The following is a 19,488-nucleotide window of genomic DNA, read 5'->3' as shown; positions in this document are numbered from 1 at the left end:
TCCGTGGGTCGGTACGGGGTTCAGTGGGCGGGGGCGGGCAGGGGGTCCGCCACGCCGGACTCGGCCTCGATCTGGGCGGCTGGGCGGGCCGGCTGGGTGAAGGGCAGCTCACGGACGCCGCGCACGAGGCCGAGCTTGCCGAGGACCACGTAGCCGAGGCCCGCGAGGATCAACGAGTTGAGCGCCGGGATGCCCCACCAGGCGTAGTGGTCACTGAGCCAGCCGACCAGTGAGGCGGCGGTCCACAGGGCGACCGTGGCCGGCACCCAGCTCGGCTCGCTCTCCGGAAGCCGGCCGATGGCACGGGAGGCGTCGAGCTGGGGTCGCCACTTCTTCACGACGAAGTACTCGGCGACCATGATCCCGGCGACGGGAGGGGTGAGGACGCCGAGGATCGTGAGGAAGTCCGTGAAGTGGTCCAGGATCCCGGCCGCCGCGGCGAGACTGCCGAGGACACCGATGACGACGGTCGTCCCCACCCGGCCGAGGCGCACCTTGAACACCGACTCCGCGGCGGTGATCAGGCCGAGCGCGGACGAGTACAGGTTCCAGTTGTTGATCTTCACGGTGGCCGACACGAGGACGATCACCCCGACCACGCCGGAGCTGGACGTGATGATCGCGATCAGGTCGGAGGACTTCACGGCGTAGGCGAGGAGCACCCCGGCGAGGCCGAGGACGTACTCGCCGAGGGAGATCCCGACCAGGGTCTGCTTGACGACGTCGCCGGTGGTGCGGTTGAAGCGCGTCATGTCGGGCGTCGTGACGGCGCCGACGATGTACGAGCCCGCGACGATCGTCGCCCCCGTCGCGATGGAGATGTGCGCGCCGAACGGCGGCGACGCGACCAGGTCGGTGAAGCTGTGCCGGGCGATCTGCACGGTCATCGCCCACCCGGCGAGGCCCAGGAACGCCGGGACGGTCACGAACGCCGTCCAGCCCATGGCCCGGAACCCGCGCAGCACCAGCGCGGTGACAGCGAGTCCGCAGATCAGGCACCAGGCCCACAGCGGTATGGACGGCACGATCGACTGGAGGCCGGCGGCGAACACCGCGGTCTGCACGCCGAACCAGCCGAACAGGCTGACCGCGATGACGAGCCCGATGAGCGTCGAGCCGTACCGCCCGAAGCCGGTCCAGCGCACCAGCATCGAGGTCGCGAGGCCCTCGCGCATCCCGGCGATGCCGACGAAGATGCAGACGACCTCCAGGATCACCGAGCCGAGTGTGAACGCCCAGAAGGCGCCCCAGAAGGAGAGCCCGGCGCCGAGCGTCGCGCCGAGGAGGAACTGCGTGAGGTCGGAGAGCTGGCCGAAGCGCTGCACGGCGACGTTGAACCAGGAGTAGCGGGCAGCGCGCGGCACCCGCTCCAGGGGGTAGTCCTCATCGGCCCGGTCGTTCTGGCCGGGCGTCGGCACGTCGGATGGCTTGGGCATGGGGACGGTCCTCGCATCGAAGAGGGATGGGCGGGATCACGGCAGGGCGAAGCCCGAACTGCCGTGGGGGAAAGGGAGTTGATCGGGTCAGAGCGGTAGCGGCGGCCCGAAGGCCCTGGCCCTCAGGAGCAGCGCGCCCGGCAGGTAGGGCACGGTGAGATCCGGTTCGAGGAGCGTGCTCACACGACGGGGATCCGCCCCGGCGCGCACGGCCCCGGCCCGGGCGAGGTCGCGCACCTCGTCCCGTACGGCGTCCAGACGCCGGCCGGGACCGGCCCGCACGATGCGCTCGTGGTGGCCGCCCACCGGGCTCGCGGCCGCGCCGAACGCGCCCGCGACGCCGCCGTGTTCGGGCCGGACGACCTCGCACCCGGGAAGCGCGCGGCCGGGCACCGCGGCCGCGCCGCCGCCGACCAGGACGACGGGGAGCCGGCCGGCGGCCGGCTGCATGCGGTCCACCGCCTCCGCCAGGTCGCGGTGTGCCGCGGCGCCGACGGTGAGCAGTTCGGGGACGCGCAGGCTGACGGGTACGCCGCCGATGCGCCCTCCGGGTCCGGCCTCCTGGGGATAGCCGGCGGTCAATGCACCTACGCGGGCCTGACGTTCGCCGATGTCCGCGACCACGGCGTCCCGCACGCCGCCGAGCAGCCCCGCGCCGCGGATCATGCACGCCGGGCCGGAGCCGAGGCTCAGGCCCGGCTGGCGGCGCAGGTGGTCCAGGCTCATCAGGGTGCCGTCGTGCCGGGTCACGAGCACGGCGGCACCCGGTGCGAGCCCGAGCAGGGGGAGCGCGGCCGTCAGCTCGTCGGCGACGCGGGCCACCAGGAGGCACAGCGCGGCGTCGAGGACTGTCGCGTTCTCGCGCCGCAGCAGCCCGAGCGAGCCGATCTCGCCCGACAGGACCACCGGCACGTCGGCGCCCGCCTCGGCCCGCAGGATCTCGGCGGCCTCCCGCTCCTGTGTCCCGTCGGCGGGTGCGAACACGGCGCACACCGCGAACGCCTCGGCCCGGCCCGCGAGTTCGGCCCCGAAACGGGCCACGGCGTCCCGGTCGAGCGGCGCCCCGTCGTGCGGGCCGAGCCCGCCGCCACCGGCCACGTTCGCGGTGCCGGCGCACACGGCGTCGCGCAGCCCGGCGGGCCATCCGAACAGCGGTCGTACGGTGTCGGTGGCCTCACCCCCGATGCGCAGCACCCCCACCTGGGCGAGGCCCGCGCGCTCCGTCAGGGCCCGGTCGGCGACCCGCAGCCCCACGGCGAGCTGCGTGGCGCGCGCCCGCGGTTCACGGGGCAGTGCCTCGACAGCGGCGACGAGCGAACCGACGGCGTCGCCGGGCAGAGACGGCACCCTCACGGCCCGCAACGCCCGGCTGCCGCCGGTGACACCGCCCGTGCCGTCGCCGTCCAGCAGGACGGCATCCGTGCCGACGGGGCCCACATCCACACCGATGATCATGGCGTGGCCTCCCTCGTCAGCCCGTGCACGCCGAACGCGGCGGGTCCGGCGAGGCGCAGGCCGGCCTCCGAGTACCAGATCGGCGCCGACGGAAGGGTGACGAGGCGCACCCGCAGCCCGTACCTGACCTCTTCCACGGGCACCGCCCAGCCGGTCCGCACGTCGACGAGAGCGATCACGTCGGGCACCAGCGCCAGCGCCCTGCCGTCCTCGACCGCCGCGACGAACTCGCTGCGGGCCTCGATCCGTACGAGGCGTCCCGCGTCGGCGCCGGTGCCCTCCAGGAGGACGCGCGTCGTGTCCTCGTCGGTCCGCCGTACGGACGACACCTTGCCGGTCAGGACCGGCAGGGGCCCCTCGCCGCGCCCGACGGCGACGGCACGCGTCACCGAGCCCGCGACCGCGTGCCGGGCGGCCTGCCCGGCCGTCAGCGGGTACTCGGACGACGCGGCGTGCCCGCCGAACGTCGCGACCACGGCCCGCGCCAGTTCCTCCAGCCAGGGGCCGTCGACATCGTCGAGGACGACGGTGCGGCCGTACTCGTCCGCGAGCACGGTGGGGCCCGGACGGAGCCCGGCCAGTTCGAGGACGTTCTGGTCCATGCGCGGGAAGGCCCGGCCCATGGCGTCGGCGTCGAGCAGCGGCAACCCCAGCCGGGCCGCCCAGGCGACGGCCGTGCAGCCGTTGAGCCCGCCGATCTCCGAGATGAGCACGGCGGCGACCGGCACGCCGTGCAGCGCCTCGACCCGCTCCCGCATCCGCGCGGGCTCGGCCCGGCTGCCGATGCGCTCCTCGGCGACGGCGGGCGAGCCGATCAGGCCGACCGGCATGACCAACGCGTCCTCAGGCAGCTCGCCGGCCGTGACGACCTGCACGGGCCCGCACTCCTCGATGGCCTGCTCGGCCACGGGGCACGTCACGGCGGCGGGGCCACCGCCGCCTCCCGAACCCAGGACGGCACAGCCCCGCGCGAAGTCGGCGAGCACTTCGGCGTCCATCTGCATACGGCTCAGACTACGAGCTCGCACGCGCCCACCAATGGGCTGTGAGCCCACACCTTGGCACCACGCTGTGCCTCCAGCACAATGGCCGCATGCCGCGCCTCGTCGACCTGCTCAGCGCACCCGGCCTCGACACGCTCCGCCCGCTCGCGGGCCCGCTCGATGCCACCGAGGTCACCGGCATCCGCCTCGAACCCCGCGCCGGCGGGCTCGCGGCCGTCCCCGCGGGAACGGTCGCGGTGCTCCTCGCACCCGTGCCGGACCACCTCCTTGACGTGGCCGTACGGGACGCCGCGGCGGCCGGCGCCGCGGCGCTCGTGCTTCCGGGCGGCGAGCAGGTGACGGGTGACATCGCCGTACACGCCCTCGCGGAGCGCGGCCGGATCGCCGTCCTGACCACGGACGGAGACCTGGCCGCTCTGGTCGTGGCCGTCGACCGCGCCGTCGCGGGGGACTCGGCCGACGCCCTCGCCCGGATCGAGGCCGCGGCCCGCGAACTGCCCTCCGCCGCGGGCGACCCGGAACGGGCCGCCGCGATTGCCGCCCGCCTGCTCGGCACACCCGTCGAGCGTCGTGCCCCCGGCCCCGGGGAGGAGGGCGCATCGGCCGCCGGACCCGACGGCGAGGTGCGCCTCGCCGCGGCCGCACAGCCCGGTCACCCGGGCACCGCCGTCCGCTCCGTCCTGGCGCTGGCCGCGCTCACTGCGGCCGGCGGCGGACACGGCGACGTCCCCGTGCGCTCGCGCGGCCACCTCCTCGCCGAACTCCTCGTCGCCCCGCAGGACCAGACCGCCCGCCTGGCCGCCCGCGGCCGGACCATCGGCCTCCCCGTCGACGGCCGCCACATCGCCCTGCGCATCGAGGCCGCGGCACTGCCCGCCGCGGACCGCTACCGGCTCCTCGACACCGTTCTGCCCAGGACACTGACCGACGTACGGCAGCACAGCGACGGCCACGTCCCCGACGGCGTCCACTGGAACGCCGCCCTCGTCGACGACGCGCTCGTCGTGCTCGGCACCTGGCCCACCGACCCCGGCGCCCCGGGCCGCCGCACCGCGCTCGCCGTGGCCCGCCACGCCGTCGACCGGCTGCGCCGACTGCACCCCGAGGCGGACCTGCGCGGCGGCGTCGGCGCCCCGCACCGCGGCCCCCTGGGCATCCGCACGTCGGCCCGCGAGGCCAGGGCCGCCCTCCTCAAGCCCGCCACCGCCGACACCGCCCCCGTGACCGCGCACGACGCCGCGGGCCTCGACCGCATGCTCCTGGAGTGGTACGCCTCGGACACCGCCCGCGAAGCCGTGGACGAACTCCTCGCTCCGGTGACGGAGTTGGGCCCGGAACGCGCCGACCCGCTGCTGCGCACCCTTCAGGCCTACCTCGACCACAACAACTCACCGGCCCGCGCCGCCGAGGAACTCCATCTGCACCGCAACGCCGTCGGCGCCCGCATCCGCCGCATCACGGACCTCACGGGCGCCGACCTCACCGATCCGGAAACCAGGCTGGCCCTCCAACTGGCCTGCCGCGCACGCCTGACGATCCCGCCGGGCCCCAAGCAACCGCCGGCCTAAAGGGACCCGGGCTCAGTCGGAGCCGACGCCGAATGGCCCTCGACATGCGCCGTCACCATTGCGTGCACCTCCTCCGGCGTCAGATACGCGTCCGTCTTCTCGAAGTCCTTCAGCGTCGCGGGCCGATCCGACTGGAACCCCGTACGCACGAAGTCGTCACCGGCGACCGCGTTGAGGCCCCAGTTCGCCGCCGTGCGGAACCGGGCCGTCACGGTCCGCAGCGCACCCAAGTGGTAGGCACGGGCCACGAACTGGGCGGGCAGCCCGGTCAGCTGCACACCCAACGGCTTGGACACGGCCTGAATGCCGCCCAGGTCCACCACGAGCCCGAGATCCTTGTGCCGGTACGGCGTCGGCGGCAGGCCGTGCAGAGCGGCGGCCACGTTCTTCGCGGCGGCCCAGCCCTGCCGCATGGCGTGCTGGGCGGTCGGCGGGCAGATCGCGTCGGCGCCCTTCTCGAGGTCCGGCACGGCGGCCGCGTCACCGAGCGCGAACACGCCGTCCAGCCCCGGCACCGTCAGATCGGGGTCGACGACGAGCCGGCCCCGGTTCGTCTCCGCGCCGAGCGTCGCGATCAGCGGACTCGGCGCGACACCCGCCGTCCAGATCAGCGTGCGGCACGGCAGTACCCGGCCGTCCGTGAGCGTCACCGTGTCCTCGGTCGCCTTCGCCACGGACACCCCGAGCGACACGTGCAGCCCGCGCCGCTCCACGATGGACAGGGCCTTCTCGCCGAGCCGGTCGCCGAGTTCGGGCATCAGCTTGGGCGCGATGTCGACGAGATGCCACTTGATCTGCGCCGGGTCGAGCCCTCGAAGACGCTTGGCGGCGGCGGTGGTCAGACGCTCCAGATAGGCGGCCGTCTCCGTACCGGCGTACCCGCCGCCCACCACCACGAACTGCAGCCGGGACTCCCGCTCGGCGGGGTCGGTGCTGGCCGCGGCCAGGTCGAGCTGCGAGATGACGTGGTCGCGGATCCAGGCCGCCTCCGCCAGCGTCTTCACCCCGACCGCGTACTGGTCCACACCGGGGATGTCGAACTGCCGCGTGACGCTGCCCGGCGTGAGGACCAGGTAGTCGTAGCGCTCCACCACCGTCTCGCCGTTGATCTTCCGTACGACGACGGCCTTCGCCGCGGGGTCCACGCCCACCGCGCCGCCCGGCACGATGCCGGTGTGCCGCAGCATGCGGCGCAGCGGCACCGCGACCGACTGCGGAGTGAGCACGCCCGAGGCGACTTGGGGGAGCAGCGGCAGGTACAGCTGATGGTCGAACGGACTGACCAGCCTCAGCTGCGCCTCGCCCGGCTTGAGGATCTTCTCCAGCTTGTGCGCGCACTCCATGCCGGCGAATCCGCCGCCGACGATCAGGATCCGAGGAGCTGCCATGTGATGTCTCTCCAGGGTCGGGCTCATCCGGACGCGAAGGAAGGGGCCGGTCTCCGGCCGCCCCGCCCATACTCTTCCGCGCGCTGGTGCCGCGCACGCCGGGCGGGTCCTTCCGCCCGCGTACCCCGAAACCCGCTCCTTCATGGCCGATGGCGCAGCGGATGATCCTCCGGCACTTCGGTGATCACGATGTGCACGCCGTCCGGATCCGAGATCCACATCTCGATCAGCCCCCACGGCTCCTTGACGGGAGGCCGGAGCACCTCGACGCCGCGCTCCGCCAGCTCCTCGTGCGCGGCCGCCGCGTCCGCGACCTGGAGCCACAGCTGGAGCCCGGGCGACGGCGGTGCCTCCGAGTGGCCGGACACCTCCAGGAAGCCGCCCCCGAGGAAGTAGACGGTCCCGCGCTCGGGCCCCGTCCCGAACTCCCGGTACACGGCAAGGCCGAGCGCCTCACCGTAAAAGGCCCGCGACCGCTCCGGATCGGTGGGGCGAAGAAGCGTCCTGCTGCTCAGTACGTGAACCATGCCAACGCAGCGTAGAGGCTCGGCGTTAGGCTCGACGCCGCCCGCGCCGACAGCCGCGCACGAGATCGGAGACCGTCCCATGTCCCTCGCTCCCCGCCGCACGACCGGCGACCTCGTCTTCCGGGACGCCACCGACGCCGATGTCGACGTGCTCGTCGCGCTGATCGAGTCGGCGTACCGCGGGGACTCCAGCCGCACCGGCTGGACCACGGAGGCGGACATCCTGGAGGGGCAGCGCACCGACCCGCAGGGCGTCATCGACGTCATCAAGTCGCCGGACAGCCGCCTGCTCACCGTCGAGCGCGACGGCGCGGTCGTCGCCTGCTGTCAGTTGGAGCACCGCGGGGAGCACGCCTACTTCGGCATGTTCGCCGTGAGCCCGGCCCTGCAGGGCGCGGGCCTCGGCAAGGTGATCATCGCGGAGGCGGAGCGCACCGCCCGTGAGGCGTGGGGCGTGCGCGAGATGCACATGACGGTGATCTCCGTGCGCGAGGACCTCATCGCCTGGTACGAGCGCCGGGGCTACCGCCGTACGGGAGAGATGACCCCCTTCCCGTACGGCGACGAGCGCTTCGGCATCCCGCAGCGGGACGACCTGCAGTTCGAGCTGCTGGTCAAGCCGCTCGGCTGACACGGGTCCCCGGGGTGATGAGGGCTGCTCGGGCGGCTCAGGCCGTGAAGCGGCCGGTCCGTTTGATCTCCGGGTAGTCCGTCGTCGCTGCGTCCAGGCCGAGCGCCCGCACCAGGCGCAGATCGTCCTGCGTGTTGACGACCCAGCCGATGATCCGAAGGTCCGCCTTGCGGGCCCGCTCGACGATCTCCTGCGTGAGGCGCCGGATGTTGAGGACGAGGGACGTGGCGCCGACCGCGGTGGCGCGCTCCACCACGTCGGTGCCGTAGCGGCTGGCCACCAGCGCCGTACGGACACCCGGCACCAGCCGGGCGATCTCGGCGATGGCCGCGTCCTGGAACGAGATCACCTCGACGCGGCTCACCAGGTCCCGGCGCAGCATGACGTCGGCGAGGGCGCGCGCCGCGGCGATGTCCTTGATCTCGGCCTGCAGCGGCGTGGAGACGGCGTCGAGCACCTCCTCGAAAACCGGCACCCGCTCGCCGCGCCCGGCGTCCAGGGCGCGCAGCTCGGCGAGGGTCTTGTCGGCGATGGGGCCCCGGCCGTCCGTCGTGCGGTCGACGTCGGCGTCGTGCATGACGACGAGGGCGCCGTCCTTGCTCAGATGCAGATCGAGTTCGATGAGATCGAGGCCCGCGTCCTGCGCGGCGACGAAGGACCGGAGGGTGTTCTCGGGTTCGACACCCATGACTCCGCGATGCCCGATGGTGAGGAAGTTCAAGATCGTCTCGCTTCCGTCGACGGCGGCTCGGCATCCACGCGAGGTCACGGACGGGCTCGCCCGCGCGGCACGGCCGAAGCCTAACGGCCCGTCTCCACGATGGGACCGGTCCGACGCGAGGGAGTGGAGTGGTCCGCTCTGGTTGCGGTGATTCCCAGGACCAGTCCAGTGATGACGGCGGCGACCAGGACGGCACGGATGCTCACGGTCGGGGCTCCAGTCGGGCTGGGGGACAGGGGAGGGACGGGGACCGGTCCGTCCTACCGCCCTCGGCAGCCTGCCGCGGGAAGCTTCACCCCTGGGTGGGCGAGTTCTCCAGAGGTTGACCGGGCGTGGCGGCCAGGTCGTCCAGCATGGCCTCGGCCAGTTCGACCTCGGCCGCGAGCCGCCGTTCGCTCCAGCGCAGCGCGATCTGCGGATGGGCCCACGCCTCGACTCCGTCGGCCCGCCCGAGCGCGTCCCTGACCTCCTTCAGCTCACCTTTCGTGCGGGCCACGTGTTCCGTCACGAGGCCCCGCAGGTGCTCCGGCGCGGCGAGATGCCCGAGCCAGACGCGCAGGAGCACGGGGTGCTTGAGGACGGGCGCGCCGAGCCCCTGCCCGCCCCCTGCCCACACCGCGAGCGCTCCGCGTCCCTCGTCGGTGATCGCGTATGTCCGCTTGGCCCGCGGTTCCTCTGCCCCGGAGTGCAGCGACGTGACGTAGCCCAGTGACTCGAGGCGGCGCAGTTCGGCGTAGATCTGGCTGATGGCGGGCGACCAGTAGAAGAACCGCAGGGAGGCGTCGGCCCACTTCTTCAGCTCGTATCCGGTCCGTTCTCCGGGGAAGGACAGCAGTCCGAGGACGGCCCAGGCGGTCGGTGGCAGGTCGTCAGCCATGTGCCGCATTGAAGTGACCGGGAGCCGGTCACCGCAAGCCCCCGGCGCGGCCTTGTCGCCGAATCCCGTCCCCGGTCTTGCCGTCTCGGCACCTGACGGTTAGTCATATACCTAACCGGAACAGTGCGTGGGGCTCAACTCCCTGGAGGCAACGTGAAGTTCTCCGTCATCTTCGAGGCGCAGCTCGCCGATCCCACCGTCGAACACGAACACCAGGTCATCCATGACTGCGTGGAACAGGCGGTACTCGCCGAGGAGATGGGCTTCGACCGGATCTGGGCCGTCGAGCACCACTCCCTCAAGTGGTACGCGCACATGTCGGCCCCCGAGATCTTCCTGACCTGGGTCGCCGCACGGACCAGCACCATCCGGATCGGGCACGGCGTCGTGTGCATGCCCTTCAACTTCAACCATCCGGTGCGGGTCGCCGAGCGGGCCGCCATGCTCGACCTGCTCTCCGGGGGCCGCCTCGACCTCGGGGCCGGCCGGGGCGGCACCCAGCAGGAGACCTCCCTGTGCGGTGTCGACAAGGACCGCACGACGCAGGAGGTCGAGGAGGCGCTGCGGATCATCGGGAAGGCCTGGGAGAAGGACGAGCTCGAACACCACGGGGAGCTCCTCGACATCGACCCGCATCCCGTCCTGCCCCGCCCGAAACAGACGCCTCACCCGCCCCTCTTCCTCGCGTGCAGTCGCACCGAGACGCTCACCCAGGCCGCCGAGCTCGGCATCGGTGCCCTGGTGATGGGCTTCGCGGGCCCCGAGTCGATCGCCGGCATGCGCAGCGCCTACGACGACGCGATCGCCGCCCGCACCGGTGACCGGTTCGTGTCCGGCGTCGTCAACGACCACTTCTCCGTCCTGTGCCCGACCATCGTCCTGGACGACCGGGACACGGCCCGGAACATCGGAATCCGTGGGCAGCGGTTCTTCGCGCAGTCCATCGGGCACTGGTACGGCGGCGCGGGCGTCCCAGACGAGGCGGTGGTGGAGGGCGCCGACGAGGCGGCCGACATGCGCAGGGCCGCCGAACAGGTCGTGGCCCGCCTCCACGAACACCGGATCCCGGTGCGCCCCACCGCCACGGCCACCTTCAACGCCGACCACGCCTACGGCACCGCCGACGATGCCATCGCCTATGTCGAGCGCCTGCGCGACGCGGGCGCCGACGAGATCATGTGCCTCGTCCAGATGGGGACCGTCCCCCAGGAGGCCTGTCTGGAGACGCTGCGGCAGTGGGGCGAGAAGGTCATCCCGCGCTTCCGCGCCCAGGAGCGGCAGGCGGTGTCCGCATGATCCCCGCGCCCGAGGACCGCCTCGCGCCCGAGGTCCGCGCCCTGGTCGACGCGATGACCGCGTTCTTCCCCGACCTCGGCGGTGCCGTCACCGACGCCGCCGAGGCCCGCCGCATACTGGCCGCCGCGCCCGCGTCGCCGCTCCCGCCGCCGGTGGTCGGCTCGGTCGAGGACCGCGACATCCCCGGCCCGGCCGGAGCGCCCCGGATCCCCGTGCGCATCTACCGCCCGGACCCCGACGACGCGCCCGGCCCGCGCCCGACCGTCGTCTTCCTGCACGGGGGAGGGTGGGCGATCTGCGGCCTGGACAGCCATGACTCCACCGCCCGCGGGCTGTGCCGCGAGGCGGGGGCCGTGGTCGTCTCCGTCGACTACCGGCTGGCCCCCGAGTCGCCCTTCCCGGCCGCCGTCGACGACGCGTACGCGGCGCTGTGCTGGGCGGCCGACCATCACGCCGCCCTGGGCGGTGACGCGGACGCCCTCGTCGTGGCGGGCGACAGCGCGGGCGGCAACCTCGCGGCCGTCGTCTGCCTTCTGGCCCGGGACCGGGGCGGCCCGCGCGTCGCGCTCCAGGCGCTCGTCTATCCGGCCACCGACGCCCGCCGGTCGACGCAGTCGTTTGCGCGGAACGCCGACCGCTATTTCCTGACGGCCGCGCACTGCCGCTGGTTCGCCGAGCAGTACCTCGGCCCGGACGGCGACCGGTCCCACCCGCACGTCTCGCCGCTCCTCGCCGACCTCGCCTCGCTGCCGCCCGCCCATGTCGTGACCGCGGGCTGCGACCCGCTGTGCGACGAGGGGCTCGCGTACGCGTCTGCCCTGCGCGAGGCGGGCGTGGTGGTCACCGAGAGCCACTTCCCGGGGATGTTCCACGGCTTCTTCGGCTTCCCCGAGCTGCTCGACGACGCCCGTACCGCCCTGGCGGATGTGGCGAAGGCCATCGTTTCAACCGTGTCGGGCAGGAAAAACGACGGTGAATCGGGGGGTCACGCAGGATAACTTCCGTCCGGCTCCCCTTGTGGTGGAGAACCTCGCCCGTTTACGGTGTCTGTACGCGAGGTTCTCCCGTGGAGGATGGGTAATGACGGAAATTCTTGTGCAGTCGGGCGTGGAGGGGAAGGTTCCTCCGGAGAAGGTCGGGGGAAGCCCCGAAAGCAGGGTGGTGGAACACCCGGCGTGGCCCCTGCTCAAGGCCGCCGTGGAAGAGATCCGGCCGTGGCAGCAGAAGGACGGCTCCATCGACTTCGCCGCCGACGGCGCCCCGTCCAAGGCCGTCGTCGAGCTGACGCTCGACCGCGCGATATCCGCCGTCGAGCAGCTCTCCCCGCTGCTCCCGCACGACGCCGCGTACCACTCGGCGCTCGTGGCCGACCTGCGCCGCTGGGCGGATGAGGGCTTCCAGGTACCCGACTTCCTCGACTCGCTGCTGGCCTTCCAGCCTGCCGCGCACCGCGAGGACGGACTGCAGCATCTGGTCGTCTTCCCGATGTACACGCAGAACGGCAACCCGGACCGCAATCTGGAGGCTGTCGTCCTGCGCATGGTGTGGCCCGAGTGGCTCGCCGAGCTGGAGGCGACGCGCTACGACAACCCGCTGTTCTGCGGGATCACGTTCGAGGACTTCACCGCCGGCTACGACACCAACTCGGCCGTGCTCTTCCCGGAGACCATCGCCGTGCGCGAGGCTCCCGAGCGCTTCTCCTGGGGTGGCATCTTCTGCGACCGCGAGGCCGCCCGCTTCCGCGCCGTCACCGAGGCGTCCGTCGGCATCCTCGGGCTCGAACTGCCCGACGACATCCGCGAGATGGTCTCCGACCAGGACCGCTGCCAGCAGGCCTTCGTGCTGTGGGACATGGTGCACGACCGCACCCACAGCCATGGTGACCTGCCGTTCGACCCGTTCATGATCAAGCAGCGCCAGCCGTTCTGGATGTACGGCCTCGAAGAGCTGCGCTGCGACCTCACCGCCTTCAAGGAGGCCGTGAAGCTGGAGGCCGACGGCTTCCCGCAGGGCCGCGACGTGCAGTACGCCGTCCTCTTCGACCGCATGTTCCGCTTCCCCGTCACCGGCGAGCGCGTGCGCAACTACGACGGACTCGGCGGCCAGCTCCTCTTCGCGTACCTGCACAAGCACGACGTGGTGCGCTGGACCGACAACAAGCTCCAGATCGACTGGGAGCGTGCCCCGCAGGTCACGAACCAGCTGTGCGCCGAGATCGAGAAGCTGTACCGCGACGGCATCGACCGCCCGAAGCTGGTGCACTGGTTCGCCGCGTACGACCTGGTGTCCCAGTACCTGGCCCCGCACCCCGGCTCGCGCTGGGCCAAGGGCCCCGACGCCCTCGACCTGAGCCTGCCGCCCCGCAAGCTCGTCGACGACGTGCTTCCGGACGAGTTTCCGCTGAGCATGTTCTATGAGGCACTGTCCAAGAAGCTGAAGAACGTGATCGCCTCCACCAAGGGGATCACGGCTGCGGGCGCCGAGCAGGCCGCCGCGTGAGCGCTCGCGACGAGGAGGCGACGGTCATGGCCGAAGGCAACGGGAACGGCACGCTGGACGGAGCGGTCATCGCGGTCGCGGGCGCGGGGGGACCCGCGGGCCGCGCGACCCTGCTGCGCCTCGCCGAGGCGGGTGCGACGGTCGTCGGAGCGGACGCGGACGCCACCCGCCTGGCGGAGGCCGTGGACGCCGCGCGCTACGCGCACGGCGGCGCCACCGTCATCGGGGACACGGTCGACCTGCTCGACCTGCAGGCGACCCGCGACTGGGCGGACCACATCGAGAAGGACTTCGGGCGCGTCGACGGCGTGGTCCACCTCGTCGGCGGCTGGCGCGGCAGTGCCTCCTTCGCCGAGACCGACCTCGCCGACTGGGAGCTGCTCGAAAAGCTCCTGATCCGCACGGTCCAGCACACCTCCCTCGCGTTCCACGACGCCCTGCTGCGCAGCGACCGTGGACGCTTCCTGCTGATCAGCGCCGCGGGGGCCAGCAAGCCGACCGCGGGCAACGCGGCCTACGCGGCCTCGAAGGCCGCCGCCGAGGCCTGGACGCTCGCCCTCGGCGACGCCTTCCGCAAGGCGGGGGGTGACGCGGGCCCGCAGCAGGCGGCTGCGATCCTGGTGGTGAAGGCGCTGGTGCACGACGCGATGCGCGCCGAGCGACCCAACGCGAAGTTCGCGGGCTTCACGGACGTCACGGACCTGGCCGATGCCATCGCCGGCGTCTGGGACCGGCCCGCCAAGGAATTGAACGGGACCCGTCTGTGGCTGACCGAGAAGCCGTGAATCCGCCCAAGACCGACGCCCGCAGGCATCACGACCCTGACGTCCGCGGCTTCGCCAGCGACAACTACGCGGGTGCGCACCCGGAGATCCTCGCGGCCCTCGCCCTCGCCAACGGCGGTCATCAGATCGCGTACGGCGAGGACGACTACACGGAGAACCTCCAGCAGATCATCCGCGCCCACTTCGGCCCCACGGCCGAGGCGTTCCCGGTCTTCAACGGCACCGGTGCCAACGTCGTCGCGCTCCAGGCGGTCACCGACCGCTGGGGCGCGGTGATCTGCGCCGAGTCCGCGCACATCAACGTGGACGAGGGCGGGGCCCCGGAGCGCATGGGCGGCCTCAAGCTGCTCACCGTGCCGACCCCGGACGGCAAGCTCACGCCCGAGCTCATCGACCGGCAGGCCTTCGGCTGGGACGACGAGCACCGCGCGATGCCGCAGGTCGTCTCGATCACGCAGAACACCGAACTGGGCACGCTCTACACGCCCGACGAGATCCGCGCGATCTGCGACCACGCCCACGAGCGCGGCATGAAGGTGCACCTCGACGGCTCCCGCATAGCCAATGCGGCCGCCTCCCTGGACGTGCCGATGCGCACGTTCACGAACGCGGTCGGCGTCGACATCCTGTCGCTGGGCGGAACGAAGAACGGCGCGCTGTTCGGCGAAGCCGTGGTCGTCCTCAACCAGGACGCCGTCAGCCACATGAAGCACCTGCGCAAGCTGTCGATGCAGCTCGCCTCCAAGATGCGCTTCGTGTCGGTGCAGTTGGAGGCTCTGCTCGCCAAGGACCTGTGGCTGCGCAACGCGCGGCACGCCAACGAGATGGCCCAGCGCCTCGCCGAGGGGGTCCGCGCCGTGCACGGCGTCGAGATCCTCTACCCGGTGCAGGCCAACGCCGTCTTCGCGCGGCTCCCGCACGACGTCAGCGAGCGCCTGCAGAAGCGCTTCCGGTTCTACTTCTGGGACGAAGCGGCCGGCGACGTCCGCTGGATGTGCGCCTTCGACACCCGTGAGGAGGACGTCGACGCTTTCGTCGCCGCCCTCAAGGAGGAAATGGCGCGCTAGGCGCCCCCTCCGGACTCGCCTGCGACACCCGGATAGCTGCATAGGTATGCGATCGACCGTAAATGCATTGACGCGCGGTCGGTCGCATTTCTATGCTCCCGGTCCATGCAGCTGATCCAGAAGAACCCTGACCTGTCAGCCTACTTGGCGGCCGACGAGGTCATCGACCATCACCACCCGCTGGTACGGAAGACTGCCGAGCGCCTTGCCGCCCGGGCCTCCGACTCATATTCATACGCGCGGGTTGCCTACGAGTTCGTGCGTGACACCATTCCGCACTCCGCCGACAGCGGGGACCTCCGTGTCACCTGGCGCGCCTCGGACGTCCTGGAGCAGGGCACGGGCATCTGTCACGCCAAGTCCCACGCGCTGGCCGCGCTCCTGCGTGCCGAGGACGTCCCTGCCGCGCTCTGCTACCAGCGCCTGACGCACGACGCCGGAAGCGGGCACGTACTGCACGGCATGGTCGCCGTGCGCTTCCGCGGGGCCTGGCACCGGCAGGACTGTCGCGGGAACAAGCCCGGGGTCGACGCCCAGTTCTCCCTCGACGGCGAGCGACTGGCCTTCGCCGCGGACGTGGAGTCCAATGAGGTGGACTATCCGGTACTCTTTGATGTACCGCATCCGGCCGTTCTCCGCGCCCTGCGAGACGCCCCCGACCGGCCGTACCTGTGGGAACACCTCCCCGACGCACTCTGAAACAGCAAGCGCACCCCCGAACAGCAAGGCGGACGATGACCCTCCACCTCACCGTGTCCGACGAGGTACGGACCCTCGCACCCGAGTTCCGGCACGTCGCCATCGAGGCGTACGGGCTGGTCAACAGCCCGAGCGGGGAAGGGACTTCGGCCCTTCTCGACGACGCCGGGCGCCGCCTTGCCGCACGCCTCGACGGGCGAGCCCCGCACGAGGACCCGCACATGGTGGCCTGGCGCGCCGCCTACACGGCCTTCGGCGCCAAGCCCTCCCGCACCCGCAACTCCGCGGAAGCACTGGCCAAGAGGGCCCTCGCGGACGGCGGACTGCCCCGGATCAACACCCTGGTCGACGTCTACAACGCGGTCAGCGTGGCCCATCTGATCCCGGTCGGCGGCGAGGACCTGGACCGCATCAGGGGAGGGATGCGCCTCGTACGGGCCACCGGCGAAGAGGACTTCGCCACCGTGGCCGGGGGAGCGGACGTCGTGGAACACCCCGACGCGGGCGAGGTCGTCTGGTGCGACGACGACGGCGTGACCTGCCGCCGCTGGAACTGGCGCCAGGGAACGCGCACACGCCTCACCGAGGAATCGGCCAACGCCCTCTTCCTGCTGGAGGCGATGGGGCCGCACTGCGACGTGGCGGCGGCCGGCACCGAACTCGCCGAACTCCTGGAGAAGTTCAGCCCCGGCGCGCGGATCACCGTCCACGCGCCGGAGTAGACGCACCGCGGTGGGCCCGCGGCACGTCTGCAGTACCGATTCAGCGCGCCTCGGCGGCCTTCACCTCTGCCGCGGTGGGCGCGGTGCCGCCGAGGTGCGCGGGCATCCACCAGGTGTCGTCCGGACCCTTGGGACGTACGGGGTACGCGCGCTGCGCCGCTTCGAGGAGTTCCTGCACCCGCTCGCGCAGCCGCCGCGTGATCGCACCGGCGAACTGGTCGCGCGGAGCCTCCATCGGCTCGCCGACCCGGATCGTGATCGGGATGTGCTGACGCTTGAAGTTCTTGGGGTGCCCCTTCGTCCACAGGCGCTGGGTACCCCACAGCGCCATCGGGATCAGCGGCACGCCGGCCTCCTGGGCCAGGCGCGCGGCGCCCGACTTGAAGCTCTTCAGCGTGAACGACTGCGAGATCGTCGCCTCGGGGAACACTCCGATGACCTCGCCGGAGCGCAGTGAGTCGAGGGCGTGCGCATACGCGTCCTCGCCCTGCTTCCGGTCCACGGGGATGTGCTTCATGCTGCGCATCAGCGGACCGGAGATCTTGTGCCGGAAGACCGACTCCTTCGCCATGAAGCGCACCAGGCGCTTCTGCGGCAGCGCTGCGAGACCGTCGAAGATGAAGTCCAGGTAGCTGATGTGATTGCTGACCAGGACCGCGCCGCCGGAGCGCGGAATGTTCTCCGCGCCCTTGACGTCGATCTTCAGATCGAGCGCCTTGAACATCGTGCGGGCCGCGCCGATGACCGGACGGTAGACGAGCTCTGCCATGGAGGGGGAGGACCCTTCATCTCTGCCTGGGGAGGGGGCTCCCGGCGGGAAGTTACGCAGCCGTAGGTTTTGTGGCTTGCGCAGATCGTGCCCCATCAACGGCTGAGTAGCCAGTCCTGGTTCCGGCAGGGCGCGAGATCCTCGTCACTCCGACCCGGTCCCCGCAACCCGTTGATCAGCCAAATCGTGCCGCGCCACGCCGCAGGAGCAGGTACATCTCGCATCCCAGGCAGTAGCCGAACACCGAGTTGAGGAACGCCGCCGCCAAGGCGCAGGCCGTCGCCCCGAGCCCCAGCCAGCCCGGCCCCCACACCAGACCCACCAGGCCCGCCGACGCGAAGACGAGCCCGACGAACTGCGCGAACCGCGGCGGCTGCGGAGCCTCGAACTCCGTGGGCGGCCCGAGGCGCGGCCGTACCGCCGCACGGAACAGCCACGCATAGGGCGAACGCCCCACGCCGCCTGCCGCGCCGAGCGCGAAACACAGCGTCTGCCACGCCAGGAGCCAGGCGCTCCCCGTGACGAGCACCAGGGCCAGTACCACCGTCGTGACCGCGGCGCCGAACCGCGGCCCTCTCACATCGATGTCCATGAACCCAGCATTCCGCATCGGCGCGCCGCGCGGACCCGGGGAATCTTTGCGGTCTCGTGAATGCTGCACTGGAACGATGACCGGACTTGTGGTGTGTGTGGCCGTGCTCGCCGTGGCGAGCGTCTTCGGGCTGATGCAACGGCGGCGGAGCGGGAGGATGAAGGTGCGGCAGGGCGAAGCGGCTCTCGGAGCTGCGCAGTTGGGCGAGGAGCTGGGGGAGCGGGCGACGCTCGTGCAGTTCTCCAGCGCCTTCTGCGCCCCGTGCCGGGCCACCCGGCGCGTGCTCGGCGAAGTGGCCGAAATGGTGCCCGGCGTGGCCCACGTGGAGATCGACGCCGAGGACCGGCTGGACCTCGTACGGGAACTCGGCGTCCTCAAGACCCCCACCGTGCTCGTCCTCGACGCCGCCGGACACATCGTGCGCCGCGCCTCCGGCCAGCCGCGCAAGGCGGACGTCATCGCCGCGCTCGGGGCGGCGGTCTGACGGGGGGTGACTTCGTGGTGACGCTTCTCCCAGATGGCGGGACGCCCTTGACTGCACGCACCACGTATCGTCAGCCTGACTGTATGCCCACGGAACTCCTTCTCTTCGAGCGTGTCCATGTGGACCTCGCCCGCTGCGCGAGTGCGCGCTGTCCCGGCTCCTGAGCAGCCACGGATCCCGCTCGCACCCCTCCGGCAGAAGGACAACTCCATGACGGCCACGCCCGATCTCCGCACCGCCACCACCGCATCGCCCGACCTGCTGCGCTCGGTCTTCCGGCAGCACGCGGCCGGAGTCGCCGTGATCACCGCCCGGGGCGCCGCCCCCGTGGGCTTCACCGCCACCTCTCTGACGTCGGTGTCGGCCGAACCGCCCGTCATCTCGTTCGGTATCGGCCTGGGCGCCTCCAGCTGGCCCGTCGTCTCCGAGGCCGAACACGTCGGCGTGCACATACTCGGCGAGCACCAGCAGGATCTGGCCGCCACGTTCGCGAAGAGCGGCGCCGACCGCTTCGGGGATCCCACGCGCTGGCACGAGGGCCCGGAGGGCGTGCCCGTACTCGACGGTGTCCTGGCCTGGTTGGTGTGCCGGGTGATCGCGCGTGTGCCCGCCGGGGACCACCGCATCGTGCTCGCCGAGGCCGTCGTCGGGGACCCCGCGGGGGCCGGTCGGCCGCTCGTCTATCACCAGGGCCGCTTCAACGGTCTGCGCGACTAGGATCACAGTTCAAAGCGCTTGCTTAGCGGGCATATCCTGGGTGTACTGACGAGTAATATTTCGTTCGGGGCGCGGGCCGCCCCGACCGGGAGAGTCCGCTTCGGACGCCTATGCTGCCTGCAGGGAGCAAGGCCGCCCAGTAAAGACGATTGCAGTAGGAGAGCCGGCGTGAGCTTGAGGATCGTTGTCACCGTGAAGTATGTGCCGGACGCGACGGGGGACCGGCATTTCGCTGAGGACCTGACGGTGGA

The 19,488-nt window shown here is 71.8% G+C and carries 20 protein-coding genes and 1 pseudogene; 12 read left to right on the top strand and 9 right to left on the bottom strand.

Annotation, left to right across the window (positions count from 1 at the left end; translation table 11 throughout):
- Positions 1 to 20 precede the first annotated feature (20 nt).
- The 3 genes from ACFC96_RS42965 to ACFC96_RS42955 form a co-directional block, all read right to left on the bottom strand.
- On the bottom strand, positions 21 to 1,436 hold the full coding sequence (locus ACFC96_RS42965; protein ID WP_376617949.1) for a purine-cytosine permease family protein: 1,416 nt from the start codon (positions 1,434 to 1,436) through the stop codon (positions 21 to 23).
- A gap of 87 nt (positions 1,437 to 1,523) precedes the next feature.
- A complete protein-coding gene (locus ACFC96_RS42960; protein ID WP_376617947.1) occupies positions 1,524 to 2,891 on the bottom strand; it encodes a hydantoinase/oxoprolinase N-terminal domain-containing protein in 1,368 nt (455 codons plus the stop codon).
- A complete protein-coding gene (locus ACFC96_RS42955) occupies positions 2,888 to 3,895 on the bottom strand; it encodes a DUF917 domain-containing protein (RefSeq protein ID WP_376252323.1) in 1,008 nt (335 codons plus the stop codon). The genes ACFC96_RS42960 and ACFC96_RS42955 overlap by 4 nt, the downstream gene beginning before the upstream one ends.
- Before the next feature lie 89 nt (positions 3,896 to 3,984).
- On the opposite strand from ACFC96_RS42955, the gene ACFC96_RS42950 reads away from it, so the two are divergent.
- The gene (locus ACFC96_RS42950; RefSeq protein ID WP_376617945.1) at positions 3,985 to 5,463 is read left to right on the top strand and encodes a PucR family transcriptional regulator; all 1,479 of its coding nucleotides are present in this window, start codon (positions 3,985 to 3,987) and stop codon (positions 5,461 to 5,463) included.
- Here the strand turns inward: ACFC96_RS42950 and ACFC96_RS42945 are convergent.
- Complete coding sequence (locus ACFC96_RS42945) at positions 5,460 to 6,851, bottom strand: NAD(P)/FAD-dependent oxidoreductase (RefSeq protein ID WP_376617944.1); 1,392 nt, start codon at positions 6,849 to 6,851, stop codon at positions 5,460 to 5,462. The two genes, ACFC96_RS42950 and ACFC96_RS42945, sit on opposite strands and share 4 nt — an antisense overlap.
- 140 nt (positions 6,852 to 6,991) lie before the next feature.
- Entirely contained in the window at positions 6,992 to 7,378 is a 387-nt protein-coding gene (locus ACFC96_RS42940) for a VOC family protein (protein WP_376617942.1), read from the bottom strand.
- Positions 7,379 to 7,457: 79 nt separating this feature from the next.
- Between ACFC96_RS42940 and ACFC96_RS42935 the strand changes: the two genes are divergently transcribed.
- On the top strand, positions 7,458 to 8,009 hold the full coding sequence (locus ACFC96_RS42935) for a GNAT family N-acetyltransferase (RefSeq protein ID WP_376617940.1): 552 nt from the start codon (positions 7,458 to 7,460) through the stop codon (positions 8,007 to 8,009).
- A gap of 37 nt (positions 8,010 to 8,046) precedes the next feature.
- Here the strand turns inward: ACFC96_RS42935 and ACFC96_RS42930 are convergent, their stop codons facing one another.
- Positions 8,047 to 8,730 (bottom strand): glycerophosphodiester phosphodiesterase, encoded by a 684-nt coding sequence (locus ACFC96_RS42930; protein WP_376252336.1) that lies wholly within the window; start codon positions 8,728 to 8,730, stop codon positions 8,047 to 8,049.
- 292 nt (positions 8,731 to 9,022) lie between these two features.
- Entirely contained in the window at positions 9,023 to 9,607 is a 585-nt protein-coding gene (locus ACFC96_RS42925) for a PadR family transcriptional regulator (RefSeq protein ID WP_376617939.1), read from the bottom strand.
- Between the two features lie 153 nt (positions 9,608 to 9,760).
- Between ACFC96_RS42925 and ACFC96_RS42920 the strand changes: the two genes are divergently transcribed.
- The 7 genes from ACFC96_RS42920 to ACFC96_RS42890 all read left to right on the top strand — a co-directional run bounded on the left by ACFC96_RS42920 (position 9,761) and on the right by ACFC96_RS42890 (position 16,675).
- Entirely contained in the window at positions 9,761 to 10,903 is a 1,143-nt protein-coding gene (locus ACFC96_RS42920) for an LLM class flavin-dependent oxidoreductase (RefSeq protein WP_376252340.1), read from the top strand.
- Positions 10,900 to 11,901 carry an alpha/beta hydrolase gene (locus ACFC96_RS42915; RefSeq protein ID WP_376252343.1) on the top strand — a complete coding sequence of 334 codons (1,002 nt, stop codon included), beginning with the start codon at positions 10,900 to 10,902 and terminating at the stop codon, positions 11,899 to 11,901. Before ACFC96_RS42920 ends, ACFC96_RS42915 begins: the two co-directional genes overlap by 4 nt.
- A gap of 82 nt (positions 11,902 to 11,983) precedes the next feature.
- The gene (locus ACFC96_RS42910; protein ID WP_376617937.1) at positions 11,984 to 13,402 is read left to right on the top strand and encodes a DUF6421 family protein; all 1,419 of its coding nucleotides are present in this window, start codon (positions 11,984 to 11,986) and stop codon (positions 13,400 to 13,402) included.
- 26 nt (positions 13,403 to 13,428) lie between these two features.
- Positions 13,429 to 14,187, top strand: coding sequence for an SDR family NAD(P)-dependent oxidoreductase (locus tag ACFC96_RS42905; protein WP_376253730.1), 759 nt, complete (start codon positions 13,429 to 13,431; stop codon positions 14,185 to 14,187).
- The gene (locus ACFC96_RS42900; RefSeq protein ID WP_376253733.1) at positions 14,184 to 15,254 is read left to right on the top strand and encodes a threonine aldolase family protein; all 1,071 of its coding nucleotides are present in this window, start codon (positions 14,184 to 14,186) and stop codon (positions 15,252 to 15,254) included. Before ACFC96_RS42905 ends, ACFC96_RS42900 begins: the two co-directional genes overlap by 4 nt.
- Before the next feature lie 105 nt (positions 15,255 to 15,359).
- On the top strand, positions 15,360 to 15,953 hold the full coding sequence (locus ACFC96_RS42895) for a transglutaminase family protein (RefSeq protein ID WP_376617935.1): 594 nt from the start codon (positions 15,360 to 15,362) through the stop codon (positions 15,951 to 15,953).
- 35 nt (positions 15,954 to 15,988) lie between these two features.
- Positions 15,989 to 16,675: a B3/4 domain-containing protein gene (locus ACFC96_RS42890; RefSeq protein WP_376252350.1), complete on the top strand. Its 687-nt coding sequence runs from the start codon at positions 15,989 to 15,991 to the stop codon at positions 16,673 to 16,675.
- A gap of 40 nt (positions 16,676 to 16,715) precedes the next feature.
- Here the strand turns inward: ACFC96_RS42890 and ACFC96_RS42885 are convergent, their stop codons facing one another.
- Both ACFC96_RS42885 and ACFC96_RS42880 read right to left on the bottom strand, forming a co-directional pair.
- Positions 16,716 to 17,444: a lysophospholipid acyltransferase family protein gene (locus ACFC96_RS42885; RefSeq protein ID WP_376617933.1), complete on the bottom strand. Its 729-nt coding sequence runs from the start codon at positions 17,442 to 17,444 to the stop codon at positions 16,716 to 16,718.
- Positions 17,445 to 17,619: 175 nt separating this feature from the next.
- Positions 17,620 to 18,036: a DUF4395 domain-containing protein gene (locus ACFC96_RS42880; protein WP_376252356.1), complete on the bottom strand. Its 417-nt coding sequence runs from the start codon at positions 18,034 to 18,036 to the stop codon at positions 17,620 to 17,622.
- A gap of 76 nt (positions 18,037 to 18,112) precedes the next feature.
- On the opposite strand from ACFC96_RS42880, the gene ACFC96_RS42875 reads away from it, so the two are divergent.
- The 3 genes and pseudogenes from ACFC96_RS42875 to ACFC96_RS42865 all read left to right on the top strand — a co-directional run.
- Positions 18,113 to 18,520, top strand: coding sequence for a TlpA family protein disulfide reductase (locus ACFC96_RS42875; protein ID WP_376252359.1), 408 nt, complete (start codon positions 18,113 to 18,115; stop codon positions 18,518 to 18,520).
- Positions 18,521 to 18,730: 210 nt separating this feature from the next.
- Positions 18,731 to 19,237: a flavin reductase family protein gene (locus tag ACFC96_RS42870; protein WP_376617931.1), complete on the top strand. Its 507-nt coding sequence runs from the start codon at positions 18,731 to 18,733 to the stop codon at positions 19,235 to 19,237.
- 168 nt (positions 19,238 to 19,405) lie between these two features.
- Positions 19,406 to 19,488: pseudogene (locus ACFC96_RS42865) on the top strand (electron transfer flavoprotein subunit beta); the annotation flags it as partial.

It is taken from the genome of Streptomyces sp. NPDC055955 (assembly GCF_042270245.1).
Taxonomy (GTDB): domain Bacteria; phylum Actinomycetota; class Actinomycetes; order Streptomycetales; family Streptomycetaceae; genus Streptomyces.
The sequence above is the reverse complement of the archived record's forward strand: the minus strand, read 5'-3'. Positions and strand labels throughout refer to the sequence as shown.

What these genes read in the sequence shown, in the direction of transcription:
- ACFC96_RS42880 (WP_376252356.1), bottom strand. Translation starts at nt 18,036, where the DNA reads ATGGACATCGATGTGAGAGGGCCGCGGTTCGGCGCCGCGGTCACGACG.
- ACFC96_RS42955 (WP_376252323.1), bottom strand. Translation starts at nt 3,895, where the DNA reads ATGCAGATGGACGCCGAAGTGCTCGCCGACTTCGCGCGGGGCTGTGCC.
- ACFC96_RS42870 (WP_376617931.1), top strand. Translation starts at nt 18,731, where the DNA reads ATGACGGCCACGCCCGATCTCCGCACCGCCACCACCGCATCGCCCGAC.
- ACFC96_RS42875 (WP_376252359.1), top strand. Translation starts at nt 18,113, where the DNA reads ATGACCGGACTTGTGGTGTGTGTGGCCGTGCTCGCCGTGGCGAGCGTC.
- ACFC96_RS42910 (WP_376617937.1), top strand. Translation starts at nt 11,984, where the DNA reads ATGACGGAAATTCTTGTGCAGTCGGGCGTGGAGGGGAAGGTTCCTCCG.
- ACFC96_RS42950 (WP_376617945.1), top strand. Translation starts at nt 3,985, where the DNA reads ATGCCGCGCCTCGTCGACCTGCTCAGCGCACCCGGCCTCGACACGCTC.
- ACFC96_RS42940 (WP_376617942.1), bottom strand. Translation starts at nt 7,378, where the DNA reads ATGGTTCACGTACTGAGCAGCAGGACGCTTCTTCGCCCCACCGATCCG.
- ACFC96_RS42960 (WP_376617947.1), bottom strand. Translation starts at nt 2,891, where the DNA reads ATGATCATCGGTGTGGATGTGGGCCCCGTCGGCACGGATGCCGTCCTG.
- ACFC96_RS42945 (WP_376617944.1), bottom strand. Translation starts at nt 6,851, where the DNA reads ATGGCAGCTCCTCGGATCCTGATCGTCGGCGGCGGATTCGCCGGCATG.
- ACFC96_RS42895 (WP_376617935.1), top strand. Translation starts at nt 15,360, where the DNA reads ATGCAGCTGATCCAGAAGAACCCTGACCTGTCAGCCTACTTGGCGGCC.
- ACFC96_RS42905 (WP_376253730.1), top strand. Translation starts at nt 13,429, where the DNA reads ATGGCCGAAGGCAACGGGAACGGCACGCTGGACGGAGCGGTCATCGCG.
- ACFC96_RS42915 (WP_376252343.1), top strand. Translation starts at nt 10,900, where the DNA reads ATGATCCCCGCGCCCGAGGACCGCCTCGCGCCCGAGGTCCGCGCCCTG.
- ACFC96_RS42925 (WP_376617939.1), bottom strand. Translation starts at nt 9,607, where the DNA reads ATGGCTGACGACCTGCCACCGACCGCCTGGGCCGTCCTCGGACTGCTG.
- ACFC96_RS42965 (WP_376617949.1), bottom strand. Translation starts at nt 1,436, where the DNA reads ATGCCCAAGCCATCCGACGTGCCGACGCCCGGCCAGAACGACCGGGCC.
- ACFC96_RS42890 (WP_376252350.1), top strand. Translation starts at nt 15,989, where the DNA reads ATGACCCTCCACCTCACCGTGTCCGACGAGGTACGGACCCTCGCACCC.
- ACFC96_RS42935 (WP_376617940.1), top strand. Translation starts at nt 7,458, where the DNA reads ATGTCCCTCGCTCCCCGCCGCACGACCGGCGACCTCGTCTTCCGGGAC.
- ACFC96_RS42885 (WP_376617933.1), bottom strand. Translation starts at nt 17,444, where the DNA reads ATGGCAGAGCTCGTCTACCGTCCGGTCATCGGCGCGGCCCGCACGATG.